Here is a 16905-nt window from a genome sequence, read left to right as displayed (position 1 = left end):
CATCTGGTGAAAATGATTTTTTAGGCATGAGAAAACTCCCCATTTAATAAACAGATTTTATTTTTTAATCTGTCTACCTATTGGGGAGCATATCAGTGAATTGTGGTTTTTATTTTCGTTAACTTTTATGGGAAGGAACTATAGCATAGCGTTCCCATTTGCGACTTTTCCAACGAATAATAACTAAAATAGCGCGTATCCATTCGTCACACGTAATAGCCAGCCAAACACCGACTAGCCCTAAATCGAAAATAAAGACAAAAATATAGCCGAGAGACAAACCGATAAAAATCATGGAAACAATACCGATTCTGACCGGATATGTAGCATCACCAGCGGCACGTAAAGAATTGATAATGGTAATGTTTATTGTCCGTCCAGTTTCCAGTAAAACACTTAATAAAAGGACACTTGCTCCAATTTGAATGATTTCCTCATTGTCCGTAAACAAACCGATTAATTGTTCGCGGAAAATTGTGACCAGTGCGACCATAACAAATGTAAAGATTAGCGCGGATTTCACGCTAAACCAAACGCTTTGATACGCGCGATCCTTTTCACCTGCTCCGACATAACGGCCGACTAAAATAGCCGTTCCCATACCGATTGCCATCGCGAATAAGTAGGTGAACATCGAAATATTAACCGCGTATTGGCGTGCAGATAATGCTTCAGCCCCGATATACGTTACATAATAGAGCAGAACAATTTGGCTTGTTTGATAAAGAACTTGCTCAAGTGCTGAAGGAATACCGATTTTTAAAATTTTTGTAATATAATCTTTTGTGAATGTGTAATAATCTTGAATTTTAATGCGAACTTCCAACGCTTGATAGAGCAGCCAGAAAAATACGATGGATGCTAATATCCGACTGATGACAGAGGAAATCGCAGCTCCCTCTACACCTAATGCAGGTGCCCCAAACTTACCGAAAATCAAAATGTAGTTCAAAATTACGTGGACAATATTCATACCGAGCGAAACATACATCGATTGCTTCGTCCACCCTTGCACACGAATAACAGATGAAAGCGAAGTAATAAGAGCTTGCACAAAAATAAATCCACCTACAATAGCTAAATAGCTTTGCGCAAATTCAAGCACAGCCCCTTGCAAATTCATCATTTGCATAATTTGATCTGACAGTAATAGAAAAAGGCCACTTAATATGAATCCAATAATTAAATTCAATGTCACGGATAGGGCGGCAATTTTAGAAGCTTCTCCAACTAATCGAGAACCTAAGTATTGCGAAACGACAATAGAAGCACCTGTTCCAATAACACCTAGTAATAAAATCGCGATTTGGATAAATTGATTGGCCGTACCAACACCTGCAACAGCATCATCTGACACTGCGCTTAGCATAAAAGTATCCGCGAGCCCCATAAGCATGAATAGAAATAATTCTAAAAATAGGGGCCATGTTAATTTAAATAAACTTAAATCATTAGTTGATTTTGCCATTTGTTTCACTCTTTCATTTGCTTGAATCAATTACGCCTCGGCGTAATTGCGTCCAGATTTTTTTTTCGAGTTCGGGGCCACAGGACGTGGGTCAGTCAGCCGTTGTCACACGATGTGACGTCTTTAGGCTGACTTCCTCTTTTAAAGCTCCCCCTTAAAATCTGTGACATCCGCCGGGGGCTTGGGCCAACACGATGTTGGTCACTCAGGCGTTGCCGCACGACGCGGCGTTCTTAGCCTGAGTTCTTCTATTTCAGCTGGGGTTTGAACCCCAGCTGAATCATGTCAAAATAAAATGTATCGTATCACAAATTTCGAAAGTCGGATAGTCCGAGTTGGTAAGCAACTGAAATTGCAATGCATATTACGAATAATTGTAAATCACCTTATGCACAATGTTGTTGGAAGAGAACACACTACTTTAAACAGTTTTTTTGATTTTTCACATGATATAATGGAGGAATGTAAAGGAGTTGTCATGGATGGATGCCAAGAAAGTAACGATTTCATGTAGAAATTGTGGTGAGGAAATGACGATTGATTTTAACGAGGCGCAATTTTCTTCAGCCGTTCAAATAATGAACAGAAAAAAGCATCAAAGTCGTACATATATGGAAAACTGCACGCATTGCGAAACGATCAATACTGTAACTAGCGAAAATAAAATGGAGTGGGGAAAAAGAAAAGGACCGAATGTAAAATTCATTATGTTGTCAGTGCTGTTTTCTTGCTTAACAGTTATCATACTAGTGATAGTAGCCATCTATTTCGCATTTCAAGGATTCCAATTCGTGATGGATTGGTTGTTGAATTAATAGTTTTCGAGTAAATAATACATTTAAAGGAAATCGTGATACAATTATTTGAAATACGTCAATACGGGGAGAAATTTCATGAAACTTGCAATGAAATATATCATTCTTTATGTCAATGATTTCGAAAAAACAATCCATTTTTACCGTGATATTTTAGCATTACCGATTAAAATGGAACAAGGAACGTATGTGGAATTTGATACGGGGGCAACAACGTTATCTATAAATACGCGCGCATCTGTCCAAGAAGAAATAGGATTAGATGTGCCAGAAGCTCATGTAAAATCACAAACTTTTGAAATTGGTTTTGTTGTAGATGATGTCGAAGCGACTATTGAAAGTTTACGAAATCAAGGCGTTCCGATTATTAAGGAACCTACGAAAAAGCCGTGGGGACAAATAGTGGCATACGTTGCAGATCCAGATGGTCATTTTATTGAAATATGTACGGCAATTGATTAACTTGATTCAGCAGGGTTCTATCCTGGCTGAATCAAGTTAATGCCCCGGCGGATGTCACAGATTTTTAAGAGGGATTTTTCGAGCAAGCTCGAAAAAAATCTGGACGCAATTACGCCTCGGCGTAATTGATTGGATAAGTCAATAAGCAAAAAATCCACCAGTACAACTCATGTACTTGGTGGATTTTTGCGTTTGATTTCATTCTAAAACCTCAACTACTTGTTCTCCCTGTTGTTTTTTTAACTCTGGATGAGCCATTTCAATGACTGACCGTCGCAGTAATGTTAAAACAATTAGAACTAAAATGCTGCCACTTACAAGTAAAATATATTGTGCTGGAATAATATCATATAAAATCCCAAAAATAAGTGTACCAATAGGCATCATGCTCATGGCCATCATTTCAACAATTCCGAAAACACGACCACGAAATTCCTCTTCAATAGAAGTTTGTAACATGACTCCAATTGGCGTATTCGTTATAACTCCAAGAGCCCCAAACAGTAACATTAAGATGAAATAATAGATGAAATTCACGCTATTTGAAAAGTGAACGAATAAAGGTAAGGCAGCCAAAAGCACTAATACCGCCATGAGCAAAGTTGAGCGTTTTACAAGTAATAATGGAAATTTCACATTTGAACGCGTAGAAAAGTAAATCGCCATTACAAGCATACCAATGGCCATACCTGCTTCAACAATACCAATCAGTGTTGGATCTAGCTTTAAAATCGTTAGCAAAATATAATTGCCGCCAATATTCATGCAAGTAAAGAATAAATTTAACCATAGCGCCGTCAATAAGATTGAACGAATGACGCGCCTTTTATTGACATAAGTGAATCCAGCTTTAAGACTTTGGAGCATCGTTTCTTTTTCAGCAGGTGCATCGCTCTCTTTTTTATACAATGTAAAATTCATTGTAGCTTCTAGTACAAGGGCAATAATGGAAGCGATAATAAAAATAACTAAAAAGATGCTCATTGAAGCAAATCCAAATAACATACCACCAAAAACGGGCCCGCCGATACCTGAAAGTGAAAGGGATAACTGATTGAAACTCATGGCTTTTTGCAGGCGTTCCCCGTCTACTAAATTGGCAATGGAAGCGGAGAAAGAAACACTTGAAAACGTACTAAAAATACTATTAAAAAATGTCGCCATATAAATCGCCATTAATGATAATTCAACCATGTGCGTGTAAAGCAGTAATGCACCAACAGATAACACAACCCCAGCTTGCCCTCCAAGAACTAACCATTTCCGTGGCATCCGGTCCCCAAGTAACCCCGCAATTGGTGCAATAATTGTTCGTGGCAAAATACTGAGTAAAATATTTGTCGCAAAGCTTAAGGACGAGCCTGTTAAAGAAAGAATATACATACTAATCCCAAACGCATAAACACCTGATCCGAGTGAACCAATCATTTTGCTTATTAAGAACGTGTATAAATGATACGTCGCTTTTTTGTGCATTACATGTTCATTCATAAAATTTCAACCCCTTTAGTTTAATTTAATTAAACTAATAATAAATCAAAAAATTGGTAATTACAATGTAAAAGTTTAATTAAATTAAAAAATTAATGATTAGTATAGTTAGGTACTCCATTTTAGTTTAATTAAACTTAAAAAAATTCCTTTAATTACTCGAGTTTGGTACACTTGACTGTAATGAGGTGACGTTATGTTAAATATCGGTACAAAAATTAAAGAGCTACGAAAAGAACGAAAAATGACATTGGCACAAGTAGCTGGGGATCGTTTATCAAAAGGCATGCTCAGTTTAATTGAAAATGGTAAAGCTCAGCCTTCAATAGAAAGCTTGCAGCACATAGCGAATCAATTAGACATTGGGGTTTCAGAATTGTTACAGGGGAAAGATGATGAAAAGATTCGCTCTCTTTTACTTGAAGTTGAACAATTGCGTTCACAATTATATAAGGAATTGAATAAAACGAAACTCGATGAAAAGTGCGAGGAAATTTTGCATTTAATTGAACCGCTTGTTGAAGAGGGCTTGTTAAATGGTAGTAATTATGAGGAAATACGGTTACTGGAGAGTTATTATTCAGTACGGTACCTTTTAAAAATGGATACTTCCATTACTCCTTTTTTAAAAATCATAAAAATGTACGAGCAAATCCATGCCTATTCCAAAATAATAAATGGTTATAGTGGATTATGTATGATCAAATTCGAACAACATTTATACGAAGAAGCGCTGGACTATTTATTAGAAGGGGAAAAGTATATAACACGCCATGGAGGCTTAATTGATGAGTTAGAAAAGCTTGATTTGTATTACAATATTACCGTTGTTTATTCGGCATTAAATAATGAACAAAAAATGGAACATTATTTAGAAATGGCTTTGAAAATTGCAAAAGAGAAGAAGATTTTATACCGTTTAAATGATTTTTATCGTTTCTTATTTCTTATTCATTGTTCTAAAGGGGATGCCGAAAATTCCCGATACTATTTGAAAAAAATAAGCGCATTTACTGAAATTTTAGAGGAACCAGGGGAAACCGATACCGAACGATTACTGAACTTAATTTATTTGAATCAAATTGAGAAAGACTATGAGAGGGTAATATGTTCAAAGACGAAAGAAACGCTGGTACCTGAAGAAATTTTAACCCCAATAAAAAATGGGGAATATGCTTATGCTTACTGGAATTTGAAGCAATACGATGAAGCAAAAAAAGAATTAGAATCGCTCATGCTCACTGAAATTCATCATCATCCAATCGACTTAGTGAGAATTTATCGATCCTTTGCGATTCGTGCTTTATGCTATCTTCAAGAAGGTGATATTGAAAACGCCAAAAGAGATATATTATATGCCGTGGATGGCTGTAAAGATTTTAGTGAAACACCGGAAAAACGATTTGTTTTGGATGCTTATGGGGAGGTTATGGGGAAATAGCTATGATGGTTCGCCCTATATTTAGATTAGAATAATATAGGGCGAGCCGTATAATAAGTAAGCGCGGTTAATGAAAAGAACCATCTGAAACATTGATATGACATCGTTTTAGGTGGTTTTGTGATTTATTAGGATATTGAATAATTAATAAGACAAGGAACTTATTCAAGAATTGAACGGGATCAGTTGGAATTAGACGTAGAGTTATTTACGAAGCTACTTGAACGCGTGAATATAACCAGCAATGGATTTTTTACATTCATTGGGGTTCCAACCAAGAGATTATTCGTAATAGAAGACAAATAAAAAAACCAGATAATTAATGATTTCATCACTTGGATTCTTATACTAGTTAGCCACCAGATGTCGGTTTTTACCTACGACTGGTGGCTTTATTTAAACGATGATTACGTGTCTCAATTACGTAAATTATATATACGTTTCTGTGTAAGCTATTGAAAAGTTAAGTTTTCATTTGTAAGATTTTACTATTTGTTGAATGAGAGGAGTTCCGATTTCTACTAAAGATTGATTATCATATTGAAGTCCCCAATAATAAATAGTTCCCAATAAAGTTTGGATAATCACTTGAAAAAATTGTTTTTTTGAAATAACTTCTTCTAATGATCCATCCTTCTCTCCATCCTCTATAATTTCTAAAATAATTTTAAAAAGTTTTCGATCTTCGCTTGTAAAAAATGTATGCTTTTGGTCAATGATCGCTGCAGAATATATAACCCTCATTAATTCCTTTCCCAACTCTTTTTCAATGCTTGTATAAACGGATAAACAAAATGCTTCTAAACGATCAATTGCCAAGTGGTGCTCTAATCTAACTTGAGAATATATATTTACATAGCTTTTATCCATTTCCATAAAGCGCATCATAAAAATACTAGACTTTGATGGGAAGTGTTGATAAAAGGAACCTTTAGAAGTCTTACTTTCTTTGACAATACGATCAACAGAAATTTTATCATAGCCATACTTTTCAAAAAGGGTTAGTGCAACAGTCATTATATGCTGTTGTTTCTGAATCCCGTCCCCAGTTTTATTGTCGGTATTGAACATATTATCTCCTTTAAGTATTTATTTTGTAAAAAATTAAATTGACTTACTATAATTACCATTATATCATTAGACTACAGTCTAGTCTATGAAGGGGATGAGAGTAATGAAGAAGCTTAGAAAGCCAGAAGAGTTATCTACACTTTTTGAAGACTCTATGCGTTTACTTGTTGGGGGCTTTGGTATTTCCGGCACACCACTAACAGTTTTAGACGCCCTTGCTAAATTTGAAGCAGGTAACTATGAAGTTGTTAGTAATAACCTAGGAGACAATGGGAAAGGATTACACAAAGTTTTTATGGCTGGGAAAATCGACAAAGCTATTGGATCTTTTTTCACTATTAATAAAGAAGCCATAGAAGCATGGTCAAAGGGAGAATTAAAAATTGAGCTTTTACCACAAGGTACTTTAGCAGAAGCAATTCGTTGTGGAGGCGCTGGCATTGGTGGTTTTTATACCCCAACAGCATTAGGTACTAAATTGGCCGAAGGAAAAGAAGTCCGTGAAATTGACGGTGTCCGTTATTTATTTGAAAAAGCAATCAAAGGGGACATAGCATTAATAAAAGCGGATAAGGCGGATAAAGCAGGCAATTTAGTTTACCATTCAACAGCACGTAACTTTAATCCAATGATGGCAACAGCAGCTAAAATTGTTATTGCTGAAGTTGATGAAATTGTTGAAATTGGCGAAATTAGCCCAGAAGAAATTGTAACCCCACATATTTATGTAGATTACATTGTGAAAAGTAAATATGTAAAGCAAGGAGGGAGTTACATTGAAGCTAGATAATAGAGAACTAATTGCTAAAAAAATAGCTGAAGAATTACAAGATGGAGATGTTGTGAATTTAGGGGTAGGAATTCCAACTCTAGTAGCAAAATATATTGAAAATCACAATGTTTATTTGCAAACTGAAAATGGCTTAATTGGTATGGGGCCACCTCCAGATAAAGATAACATTGATATTGATCTAATTGATGCTAGTAAATCACCAGTAACAATTACACCTGAAGCATCATTTTTTGATAGCGCATTTTCTTTTGGAATGATTCGTGGAGGGCATGTAGATGTAGCAGTTTTAGGGACGTTAGAAGTAGATTGTTATGGGGAGATTGCCAACTGGTCTGTGCCAAATCAACCAATTTTAGGAGTTGGTGGAGCGATGGATTTAGTTGCAGGTGCAAAAAAAGTAATTGTTGCTAGTACCCTGTTTACAAAAGACGGTTCACCAAAATTAGTAAAAAAACTAACATTAGAATCCAGTGGAGAAAGAAAAGTTGATCAATTCGTAACAGAATATGCAAATTTCGTGTTTCAAGATGGCGAAGTGATTGTAAAAGATATTTACGGATCATTCAGCTTTGAAGAACTTGAAGAAAAGATTGGTTTTCCTTTAAAACTAAAAATAACTAAATAGGATAGGGAGGATTAGCTATGTGGAGTTTAATTACAATCGTTATCTCATTAGTACTACTAATTGTATTAGCACTTCGTGGTTATAGTATCATTATTATTGCTCCAGTGGTCAGTTTGTTTGTAATGGTAACAAATGGATTTCCAATATTGGAAACATTCCAAGAAACATATATGTCCGGATTTATAAATTATGTGAAAAATTACTTCCTCATATTCTTATTTGCCGCAATATTCGGTAAATTAATGGATGATAGTGGTGCTGCTCGTCAAATTGCTAACTTACTATTAAAAGTTGTTGGTAAAGATAGCAAATATAAAGTATTAGTTGCAATAATGATTATTTGTGCATTTTTAACGTATGGTGGCATTAGTCTATTCGTAGTTATTTTCGCAGTATTACCGATTGCTAAGCCTCTATTTAAAGAATTAGAAATACCTTGGCATCTGTTTATGGCTCCATTCTTTACTGGGATAGGAACATTTACAATGACGATGTTACCAGGTACACCATCTGTTCAGAACATCATTCCGACTAAATATTTAGGTACAACAGTAACAGCTGCCCCATTATTAGGGATTATCGCAGCGGTATTCGTTATTGCGATTAACTTATGGTATATGAAGTATGCGTTAAAACGCTCTGAAGCAAGAGGCGAAACTTATTCTGGTATGAAAAACCCTGATAATGATGAAAAAGAAAGTCTTAAAGATATTTATGCAGGACGTAAATTACCGAATCCGATTCTTAGTTTAATCCCACCTATTGCTTTATTAGTCACTTTAAATTTATTTGAAGTTCCAATTATCTATACATTAATGGGTGTTGTTGTATTAACTACAATTTTATTTTGGAAAAATATCGAAATCAAAAAAGAAACAATTAATAATGGTACTACTTCAGCGATATTACCAATTATTAATACAAGTGCAGATGTCGGTTACGGTGCAGTAATTGCTATTACAGCAGGCTTCACAATCTTTAATGATGTTATGACAGATATTCCAGGAAGCCCATTAATTTCACTATTTATCGCGACTACTGCGTTAGCTGGTATTACTGGTTCGTCAAGTGGTGGTTTAGGAATTGCTATGGAAGCACTTTCCCAAACATATTTAAACTTAGGATTAAACCCAGAAGCTATGCACCGAGTAGCTGCGGTTGCCTCTGGAGGGTTAGATTCATTACCACATAATGGTGCAGTAATTACGATTTTAGTAGCTTCTAAATTAACTCATAAGGAAGCATATAAGCATATTTTTGCAGTATCAGTAATTGCACCACTAATTGCTGCGGTTCCAATGTTAATTGCTGCTGTTTTATTATACTAATTTTTTGGGGGTAACAGTATGGTGGAAAATGTAGGTGTTATCGGTTCTGGAACAATGGGGTTCGGAATTGCGTTTCAATTCATTACAAACGGTACGCAAGTTACTATTCAAGACATGCGTAGTGAAGCGTTTGAACTTGCTAAAGAAAAGTTAAAGACGTACTTAACAATCTTCCGTGAAGAGGGCGTTTTATTTACTGATACTGAAGAAGTAATTATAGATCGCTTAAAATTTACTACAAAGATGGAAGATTTAAAGCATTGCGATTTAATAATTGAATCAGCGACTGAAAATTTAGAACTGAAACAGAAAATTTTTAAGCAACTGGATGAAGTTTGTGATGAAAAAACAATTTTAACCTCAAATACATCTAGTTTAAAATTATCGGAAATTACTAGGGATATTAGTGAATCAAGAAAGCAACGTGTTCTTTTAACTCATTTTTTTAATCCAGCTCATATTGTACCTTTAGTTGAATTATTAAAAGCACCTGAAACATCACAAGAAGTATATAACGAAGTAGATACTTTTATGAAAAAAGCAGGTAAGGTGACGATTGAAGTTAAAAGAGAAGTACCCGGTTTAGTTGCAAATCGTATTCAAACAGCACTTGCAAGAGAAGCTCTTGCGTTACTTGAAGATGGCATTGTATCAGAGCAAGATTTAGAAAAAGCAATTTTTGCTGGTCCAGGTTTTAGATTCTCAACTAGTGGATTATTGAAAATAATGGACTTTGGGGGGTTAGATGTTTGGAACATCGTTTTAGATCAGTTACAACCTGTTCTAGAATCTAATATCCGTTCATTTGAAGTTTTAAAAGACAAAGTACAAGCTAATAAATTCGGAGTTAAAACGTCTCAGGGCTTCTTTGAATACCCAGGTAAAAGCTTGGATAGCTACGTGGTCGAAAGAGATCGTTCGTTAGTACAGCAATTAAACACTTTCAATAAAATATTTAATGCGAAGGAGCATGAACATGCGTAATATTCTAATTACAGGTGCAGCAGGTGGTTTAGGTCAAGCGATGGTAAAAAAATTCGTAGATGAAGGTGATTATGTTTTCGCTGCTGATTTAGCTATTGAAGAATTAAATAAAATGGTAGAGGAATTTCCTGGAAAAGTAACTGCTGTTGAACTTGATGTAACAAGTGCCCAATCCGTACAAAATGTAATTGATTCCATTTGTAAGAAACAAGAGTTACATGTCGTTGTTAATAATGCTGGTTTACAACACAGAGATAAGATTGAAGATTTCCCAGAAGAAAAATGGGATTTATTGCAAAATGTAATGGTAAAGGGGCCATTTTTAATTACTAAATACGTATTCCCATATATGAAAAAACAAAATTACGGAAGAATTGTAAATATTTCTTCTGTGCATGGTGAGACGGCTACACCTGAAAAAGCAGCTTATGTTGCTGCAAAGCATGGGCTTATTGGGTTAACGCGCGTTGCAGCACTTGAAGGTGCTGCTCATGGTATTACGGTTAATGCAGTATTACCAGGACCTGTAAAAACGCCATTACTCCAAAAGCAATTAATTGATTTAGCTCAAAATAAAGGCATGTCCGAAGCAGAAGCATTAAGTGAAATTATTTATCCTAAGCAAGCAATGCAACGCTTCATCACAGCAGAAGAAATTGCGGATGGTGTTTATTTCATTTCATCAAAATATGCAACAGGTATTACTGGTGAAATGTTAAATGTCTCGGGTGGAATGTAAAGGAGGAATATTATGACAGCGTATATTATTAGTGGTAGTCGAACTGCATTTGGTACATTTGGTGGCTCATTAGCGAATACAACAGATATAGATTTAGGTGTAGTTGCAACAAAAGAAGCAATTAAACGCGCGAAAATAGCTACTGAAGATATAGGTGAAATTGTCTTCGGTAATATTATTCAAACAAATGAGTCTTCGGCATATTTAGCTAGACATATCGGCTTAAAGAGTGGATTAGCTCACGAAAGCTCAGCATTAACTGTTAATCGTTTATGTGGATCTGGTTTACAGGCTATTGTAACAGTTGCTAAAGAAATTAATTTAGGAATATACGATGTTGGTGTGGCTGGGGGTACTGAAAATATGAGTCAAGCGCCCCATGTTTTACAGGGGACACGCTTTGGGTCTCCTAATAAGCCACCAAACGTAGTAGATATGCTCTGGTCTACATTACATGATACTGTAGCTGGGTGTGGCATGGGGATGACAGCTGAGAATTTGGCTGACAAATACTCAATTTCAAGAGAAGAACAGGATCAATTTGCATATGAATCACATAAACGAGCAGCAACAGCTCAGAAGTCGGGTAGATTTGAAGAAGAAATTGTACCAGTAACAATTAAAAAGGGCAAGAAAAGTTTTGAGTTTAAAGAAGACGAACATATTCGAGCAGAAATATCCGTTGAAAAATTAGTTACTTTAAAGCCTGCATTTAAGAAAGGTGGTACAGTTACTGCTGGTAATTCGAGTGGAATCAATGATGGTGCAGCAGCAGTTGTCATAGTTTCAGAGGCGTATTTAAAACAGCATCAGTTAAAACCATTAGCAAAAATTGTAGCATCTGCAACTGCAGGTGTTGATCCGACAATTATGGGAATTGGTCCAGTTCCAGCAATTCAAAAGCTATTAAAGCAAACAAATTTAACAACTGATGATATCGGGTTGTTTGAATTAAATGAGGCGTTTGCTGCACAGTCTTTAGCCGTCATAAAGGAGTTAGGGTTAAACAGTGAACTTGTGAATGTAAACGGTGGTGCAGTAGCTTTAGGTCATCCAGTAGGAGCAAGTGGTGCTAGAATCGCATACTCACTATCATTAGAGATGCAAAAACGAGGTGTAAAATATGGTGTCGCTAGTCTTTGTATTGGCGGTGGTCAGGGTATCGCAGTACTTTTAGAAAATCCTTCAGTGTAAAAATATGTGTTTCTCAAATAATTCCCCCATATAAATATACCTATGTTCAATTATAAAAAGCCGTACATTATTTAATGAACCCCAACATAAATAATGTACGGTTTTGGTTCAAACATTAAATAACCTTTGATAACGGATATTTAATAATCATTATTTAATTTGAGATAAAAGAAGAGCTCACAAAATTGAATTTATTATTAAGTTTATTTGGGGAGTTTACGTTATTGGACTCCTTACTTAAAATCTATGAAAATCAAAAATCTCAGATGAATTAATAATTTATTTAGATGTAATAAAGCAACTAGTATACCATATCATTTATAGTTGTCTAAATAAGGCCTAAAGTATAGAAGGAACCTTTGTTTTTTATTATTTCCAAATCAGTATTTGAGAATAATTGTAGTAGTGTTTTTTTCGTTTAAAAATCGCGCTTACCTTAGTTGTGGCGAATCATACCATAAGTAAATGAGGTTAAAAATAGACCCAAATTGGACGTTATTACGACATTCGTTTATTGGCGCTTAGATCTAATTGATCAAGCGTCTTTTTGCATTCCAAATTGTGTAATGCTATAGGTTGTCTTTGAGAAAATAAGTGATTACATTAATAAAACGATTTTCACATAAATGAAATAATTTCACATTATATTGCATATTGCGCTAATATATATTATATTATTCACAATAATGAAAAAGAGGTGGGTAATTGAATATAGGGATGGAAATAAAGAAATTGAGGACTGACAAAGGAATTACGTTGAAAGAGTTAAGTGAAAAAAGTGAATTATCTGTTGGATTTCTGTCTCAATTAGAAAGAGGGCTTACTACGATAGCGGTGGATACACTTGAAAAACTATCTAATATTTTGGAAGTCCATGTCACACATTTTTTTGATTATCCACTAAAAAAGAAAGATATGGTTTTGAGAAGTTATGAACAAGAAATAATGGATTCAGTAGAAGGCGGTTTTATTAAGTATAGTTTAAGTGCAAATTTGGAAAATAAACAACTTGTTCCAAGGCTTATCGAAATTCTTCCTCAAAAGCAAGATGAAGAAATCGTATCCTATCAGCATGCGGGCGAGGAGTTCGTTTATGTTTTAGAGGGAATATTAACCGTTTACATAAATGGCAAGAGGCATGAAGTATATCCTGGTGACAGTGTTCATATGGACTCAACTATTGCGCACAATTGGGCAAATTATACGAACAAGAAGGTCAAGCTGATAGCCGTTAATACGCCTAACTATCTTTACAATAGTAGGTTGTTAGAAAGTAATCATAACAATGGATAAATTTGTATTATATATAATTGGTACTTTTTTTGTAATCGGGGCAATTGATTATATGACCGGAAATCATTTGAAACTCGGTGAGAAGTTTGAGGAAGGCATAAAAACGATGGGGGCTTTAGGGCTTGGCATGATCGGAATTCTTTCTTTAGCCCCTATCTTTACCAACTTTTTAGCAACTGAAATTGTCCCAATCTTTAGAGAATTGAATCTAGATCCTTCAATCGTTCCAGCAGCGTTATTAGCAGTTGATATGGGAGCCTTTCAAATGGCGAATGAGCTGGCTTTAACAGAGGAAATGGGGGCATTTTCAGGAATTATCATTGCCTCTACTTTAGGCGCCACCATTAGTTTTTCAATACCTGTTGCGTTAGGGATGCTTTCTAAAGAGGATGAAAAATATTTTTCTAAAGGTGTGTTAATTGGTATTATTACGATACCAATTGGATGTCTTGCAGCGGGCTTGTGGCAACAAATAGATATTAACATTTTAGTATGGAATATGGTGCCGATATTTGTTTTTGCTATTTTATTAGGGGCAGGATTATTAAAAGCTCCTACTATTTTTATCAAAGTTTTTAATGTATTTGGGAAGCTAATCATAACTTTGAGTACGGTTGGATTACTTTTACAAGGGATAGATGTGATATTTGGTGTAACGCTCGTGTCAGGATTAGCACCACTCTCTGACTCTACTTTAATCGTAGCCAAAATCGCACTTTTCTTAGGTGGAGCTTATCCAATGTTAGCATTGATTAATCGAATTTTTAATAAGAGTTTTAAAGAAATCGGGGAGAAATTGGGCATTAATTCAGCTTCAGTAGCAGGTATTCTAGGCAGTTTAGCGAGTAATCTGTTGGTATTTGGAACATTTAAAGAAATGAATCCGAAAGGGAAAGTGGTATGTACGGCCTTTGGGATAAGTGGAGCATTTGTGTTTGGCGGCCAGTTTGGATTTGTGTCAGGAGTAGCCCCAGAAATGTTAGGCGCGTTTATCATCGCAAAACTTACAGCTGGAACACTGAGTATCGTACTTGCTGCATGGCTGTTTGAGCGTGAAAATAAAACAATTAGTGTTAAAGAAAATGGAGGAATTCGTCATGAATATCAAGGATAGAGTTGAAAAGTTAAGACAGTTAATGAAAGAAAATCAAATGGATGCGTATATCATTCCTAGTTTTGATGCGCATCAAAGTGAGTATGTGGCAGAACATTGGAAAAGTAGACAATGGATTTCAGGATTTACAGGTTCTGCTGGTACGGTCGTGATTACATTAGAAGATGCGGGATTATGGACAGATGGTAGATATTATATTCAAGCAGAAAAGCAGCTTGCGGGTTCAGGAATTCGATTATTTAGAATGGTCGATCCAGGGGTACCATTTTATTCGGAATGGCTAGCAGAAGTTTTGAATGAAGGAAGCAATGTCGGCTTTGATGGAAATGTTTTTTCAACGAACTTAGTAAAAAGAATGGCAGAAGATCTACAAGCAAAGGACATCCAATTAAAAATGGATCTTGATTTAATTGGTGAGCTATGGGAAGATCGACCAGAAATTCCTAAAACACCATTATTCACGCATGATGTAAAATATGCAGGTAAATCACGCGTTGAAAAATTAAATGAAGTAAGAGAAGAAATGAGAAATAAAGGGGCCAATTATTATATTTTAACGTCTCTTGATGACATTGCATGGCTTTTGAATATTAGAGGGGTGGATGTGCCGAACAGTCCTGTTGTCATTGCTAATGTAATTGTAGCCGAACATACATGTTATTTATTTATCGATTCTTGCAAAGTCCTTGCTTCGGATAAATTAGAACTGGAAGCGGAAGGGATCGAGTTAAAAGCGAATGATGAAATACAAACATTCCTAGAAACTCTTTCAAGCGAAGATGCCGTTATGTTAGATGCGACTAAAACAAATATCAATTTATATAATGCCATTAATAGCGATACAAAGAAATGCGAAAACCCTGACATCACAACAAATTTAAAAGCGATTAAAAATGATGTTGAAATAGAAAATATGAAAGAGTGTCAAATAAAAGACAGTGTAGCCATGGTGAAATTTATTAAATGGCTAAAAGATGCTGTAAACAACGAAGAAATTACAGAAATTGCTGCAGAACAAAAATTAGAAGGTTTTAGAAAAGCGCAGGAAGGGTATATGGGAACGAGCTTCGATACAATCGCAGGCTATCAAGAACATGCCGCAATGATGCATTATAAAGCGAATGAAGAAACGCAATTTATGCTTAAAAATGAAGGCCTCTTTTTAATCGATTCAGGTGGTCAATATTATGATGGTACAACAGATATAACGCGGACGATTGTTTTAGGAAATCTGACTGATGAACAGAAAAGAGATTATACTTTAGTGTTAAAAGGGTTTATTGCACTTAGCGCGGTAAAATATTTACATGGCTCGACTGGTGCGAACTTAGATATTTTAGCAAGACAGCCAATATGGCAGCATGGTATTGACTATAAGTGTGGGACAGGGCATGGGGTCGGCTTTTTCTTGAATGTTCATGAAGGACCACAAAGCATACGAAATAATAATCATGTGCCATTAGAAAAAGGTATGATCCTTACGAACGAACCAGGAATCTATCTTGAAGGGAAATATGGCATTAGAATTGAAAATTTAATGATAGTTGCTGAAGACGAAAAAACAGAGTTCGGTCAATTTATGAATTTCGAAACGATTACTTATTGCCCGATTGATTTAGCTGGGATTAATCAAGGACTATTAACAGATAGCGAAAAGCAATGGTTAAACAATTATCATCAAGAGGTATATACGAAGCTAGCTCCTTATTTAAATGAAGAAGAGCGCAGTTGGCTAATGGAAGAAACGAGAGCAATATAAAGAGGTATTGCTAAACATAAGTAATATTTTTCACCTTAAAGTATAAAATGAATGTTAGTCACTTAGTTTTGTTACGGAGAACCGTATCATATGTAAGTGCGTTTTATAAAATAGACCACCTAAAACGTTGATTAGGCAACGTTTTAGGTGGTTTTAAAGTTGGGAAGAAGCAAATGTTTTTTTCGAGGATCAAATTGTAATATCAAGCCAATTCTACATACTTAATAAAATTTTACTCTTCAATGTTGTATCGTTTAAATGCTTGAATAGGTGCTTTAGGTTTTTCTGAAATAATAGTTGAGTCATTATAAGAATCCTTTCTTTTGGT

15 protein-coding genes are annotated in these 16905 nt (G+C 35.3%); 12 read left to right on the top strand and 3 right to left on the bottom strand.

Annotation, left to right across the window (positions count from 1 at the left end; translation table 11 throughout):
- Nucleotides 1–118: 118 nt before the first annotated feature.
- Nucleotides 119–1468 carry an MATE family efflux transporter gene (locus tag ACQKIH_RS13775; RefSeq protein WP_427766904.1) on the bottom strand — a complete coding sequence of 450 codons (1350 nt, stop codon included), beginning with the start codon at nt 1466–1468 and terminating at the stop codon, nt 119–121.
- A gap of 482 nt (nt 1469–1950) precedes the next feature.
- On the opposite strand from ACQKIH_RS13775, the gene ACQKIH_RS13770 reads away from it, so the two are divergent.
- Both ACQKIH_RS13770 and ACQKIH_RS13765 read left to right on the top strand, forming a co-directional pair.
- On the top strand, nt 1951–2283 hold the full coding sequence (locus tag ACQKIH_RS13770; protein WP_427766902.1) for a redox protein: 333 nt from the start codon (nt 1951–1953) through the stop codon (nt 2281–2283).
- Between the two features lie 78 nt (nt 2284–2361).
- On the top strand, nt 2362–2745 hold the full coding sequence (locus ACQKIH_RS13765) for a VOC family protein (RefSeq protein ID WP_427766899.1): 384 nt from the start codon (nt 2362–2364) through the stop codon (nt 2743–2745).
- 198 nt (nt 2746–2943) lie between these two features.
- On the opposite strand, the gene ACQKIH_RS13760 is transcribed toward ACQKIH_RS13765, so the two are convergent.
- A complete protein-coding gene (locus tag ACQKIH_RS13760) occupies nt 2944–4236 on the bottom strand; it encodes an MFS transporter (RefSeq protein ID WP_427766896.1) in 1293 nt (430 codons plus the stop codon).
- Between the two features lie 196 nt (nt 4237–4432).
- Between ACQKIH_RS13760 and ACQKIH_RS13755 the strand changes: the two genes are divergently transcribed.
- Entirely contained in the window at nt 4433–5677 is a 1245-nt protein-coding gene (locus ACQKIH_RS13755) for a helix-turn-helix domain-containing protein (RefSeq protein WP_427766894.1), read from the top strand.
- Between the two features lie 471 nt (nt 5678–6148).
- Here the strand turns inward: ACQKIH_RS13755 and ACQKIH_RS13750 are convergent, their stop codons facing one another.
- A complete protein-coding gene (locus tag ACQKIH_RS13750; RefSeq protein WP_427766892.1) occupies nt 6149–6694 on the bottom strand; it encodes a TetR/AcrR family transcriptional regulator in 546 nt (181 codons plus the stop codon).
- Between the two features lie 157 nt (nt 6695–6851).
- Between ACQKIH_RS13750 and ACQKIH_RS13745 the strand changes: the two genes are divergently transcribed.
- The 9 genes from ACQKIH_RS13745 to ACQKIH_RS13705 all read left to right on the top strand — a co-directional run bounded on the left by ACQKIH_RS13745 (nt 6852) and on the right by ACQKIH_RS13705 (nt 16577).
- The gene (locus ACQKIH_RS13745; RefSeq protein ID WP_057989421.1) at nt 6852–7538 is read left to right on the top strand and encodes a CoA transferase subunit A; all 687 of its coding nucleotides are present in this window, start codon (nt 6852–6854) and stop codon (nt 7536–7538) included.
- On the top strand, nt 7525–8166 hold the full coding sequence (locus tag ACQKIH_RS13740) for a 3-oxoacid CoA-transferase subunit B (protein ID WP_057989417.1): 642 nt from the start codon (nt 7525–7527) through the stop codon (nt 8164–8166). The genes ACQKIH_RS13745 and ACQKIH_RS13740 overlap by 14 nt, the downstream gene beginning before the upstream one ends.
- A 17-nt stretch (nt 8167–8183) precedes the next feature.
- A complete protein-coding gene (locus ACQKIH_RS13735; protein WP_057989415.1) occupies nt 8184–9494 on the top strand; it encodes a GntP family permease in 1311 nt (436 codons plus the stop codon).
- Nucleotides 9495–9512: 18 nt separating this feature from the next.
- Nucleotides 9513–10478: a 3-hydroxyacyl-CoA dehydrogenase family protein gene (locus ACQKIH_RS13730; protein ID WP_427766889.1), complete on the top strand. Its 966-nt coding sequence runs from the start codon at nt 9513–9515 to the stop codon at nt 10476–10478.
- Nucleotides 10471–11217, top strand: a complete 747-nt coding sequence (locus ACQKIH_RS13725; RefSeq protein ID WP_427766887.1) for a 3-hydroxybutyrate dehydrogenase — start codon at nt 10471–10473, stop codon at nt 11215–11217. Before ACQKIH_RS13730 ends, ACQKIH_RS13725 begins: the two co-directional genes overlap by 8 nt.
- 9 nt (nt 11218–11226) lie before the next feature.
- Nucleotides 11227–12411 (top strand): thiolase family protein, encoded by a 1185-nt coding sequence (locus tag ACQKIH_RS13720; protein WP_427766920.1) that lies wholly within the window; start codon nt 11227–11229, stop codon nt 12409–12411.
- Nucleotides 12412–13116: 705 nt separating this feature from the next.
- Nucleotides 13117–13704 carry a helix-turn-helix domain-containing protein gene (locus tag ACQKIH_RS13715; protein ID WP_427766884.1) on the top strand — a complete coding sequence of 196 codons (588 nt, stop codon included), beginning with the start codon at nt 13117–13119 and terminating at the stop codon, nt 13702–13704.
- Nucleotides 13697–14818: an ethanolamine utilization protein EutH gene (gene eutH / locus ACQKIH_RS13710; RefSeq protein WP_427766881.1), complete on the top strand. Its 1122-nt coding sequence runs from the start codon at nt 13697–13699 to the stop codon at nt 14816–14818. Before ACQKIH_RS13715 ends, eutH begins: the two co-directional genes overlap by 8 nt.
- Nucleotides 14802–16577 carry an aminopeptidase P family protein gene (locus ACQKIH_RS13705; protein ID WP_427766879.1) on the top strand — a complete coding sequence of 592 codons (1776 nt, stop codon included), beginning with the start codon at nt 14802–14804 and terminating at the stop codon, nt 16575–16577. Before eutH ends, ACQKIH_RS13705 begins: the two co-directional genes overlap by 17 nt.
- Nucleotides 16578–16905 lie beyond the last annotated feature (328 nt).

It is taken from the genome of Solibacillus cecembensis (assembly GCF_050272495.1).
Taxonomy (GTDB): Bacteria; Bacillota; Bacilli; order Bacillales_A; family Planococcaceae; genus Solibacillus; species Solibacillus cecembensis.
The sequence above is the reverse complement of the archived record's forward strand: the minus strand, read 5'-3'. Positions and strand labels throughout refer to the sequence as shown.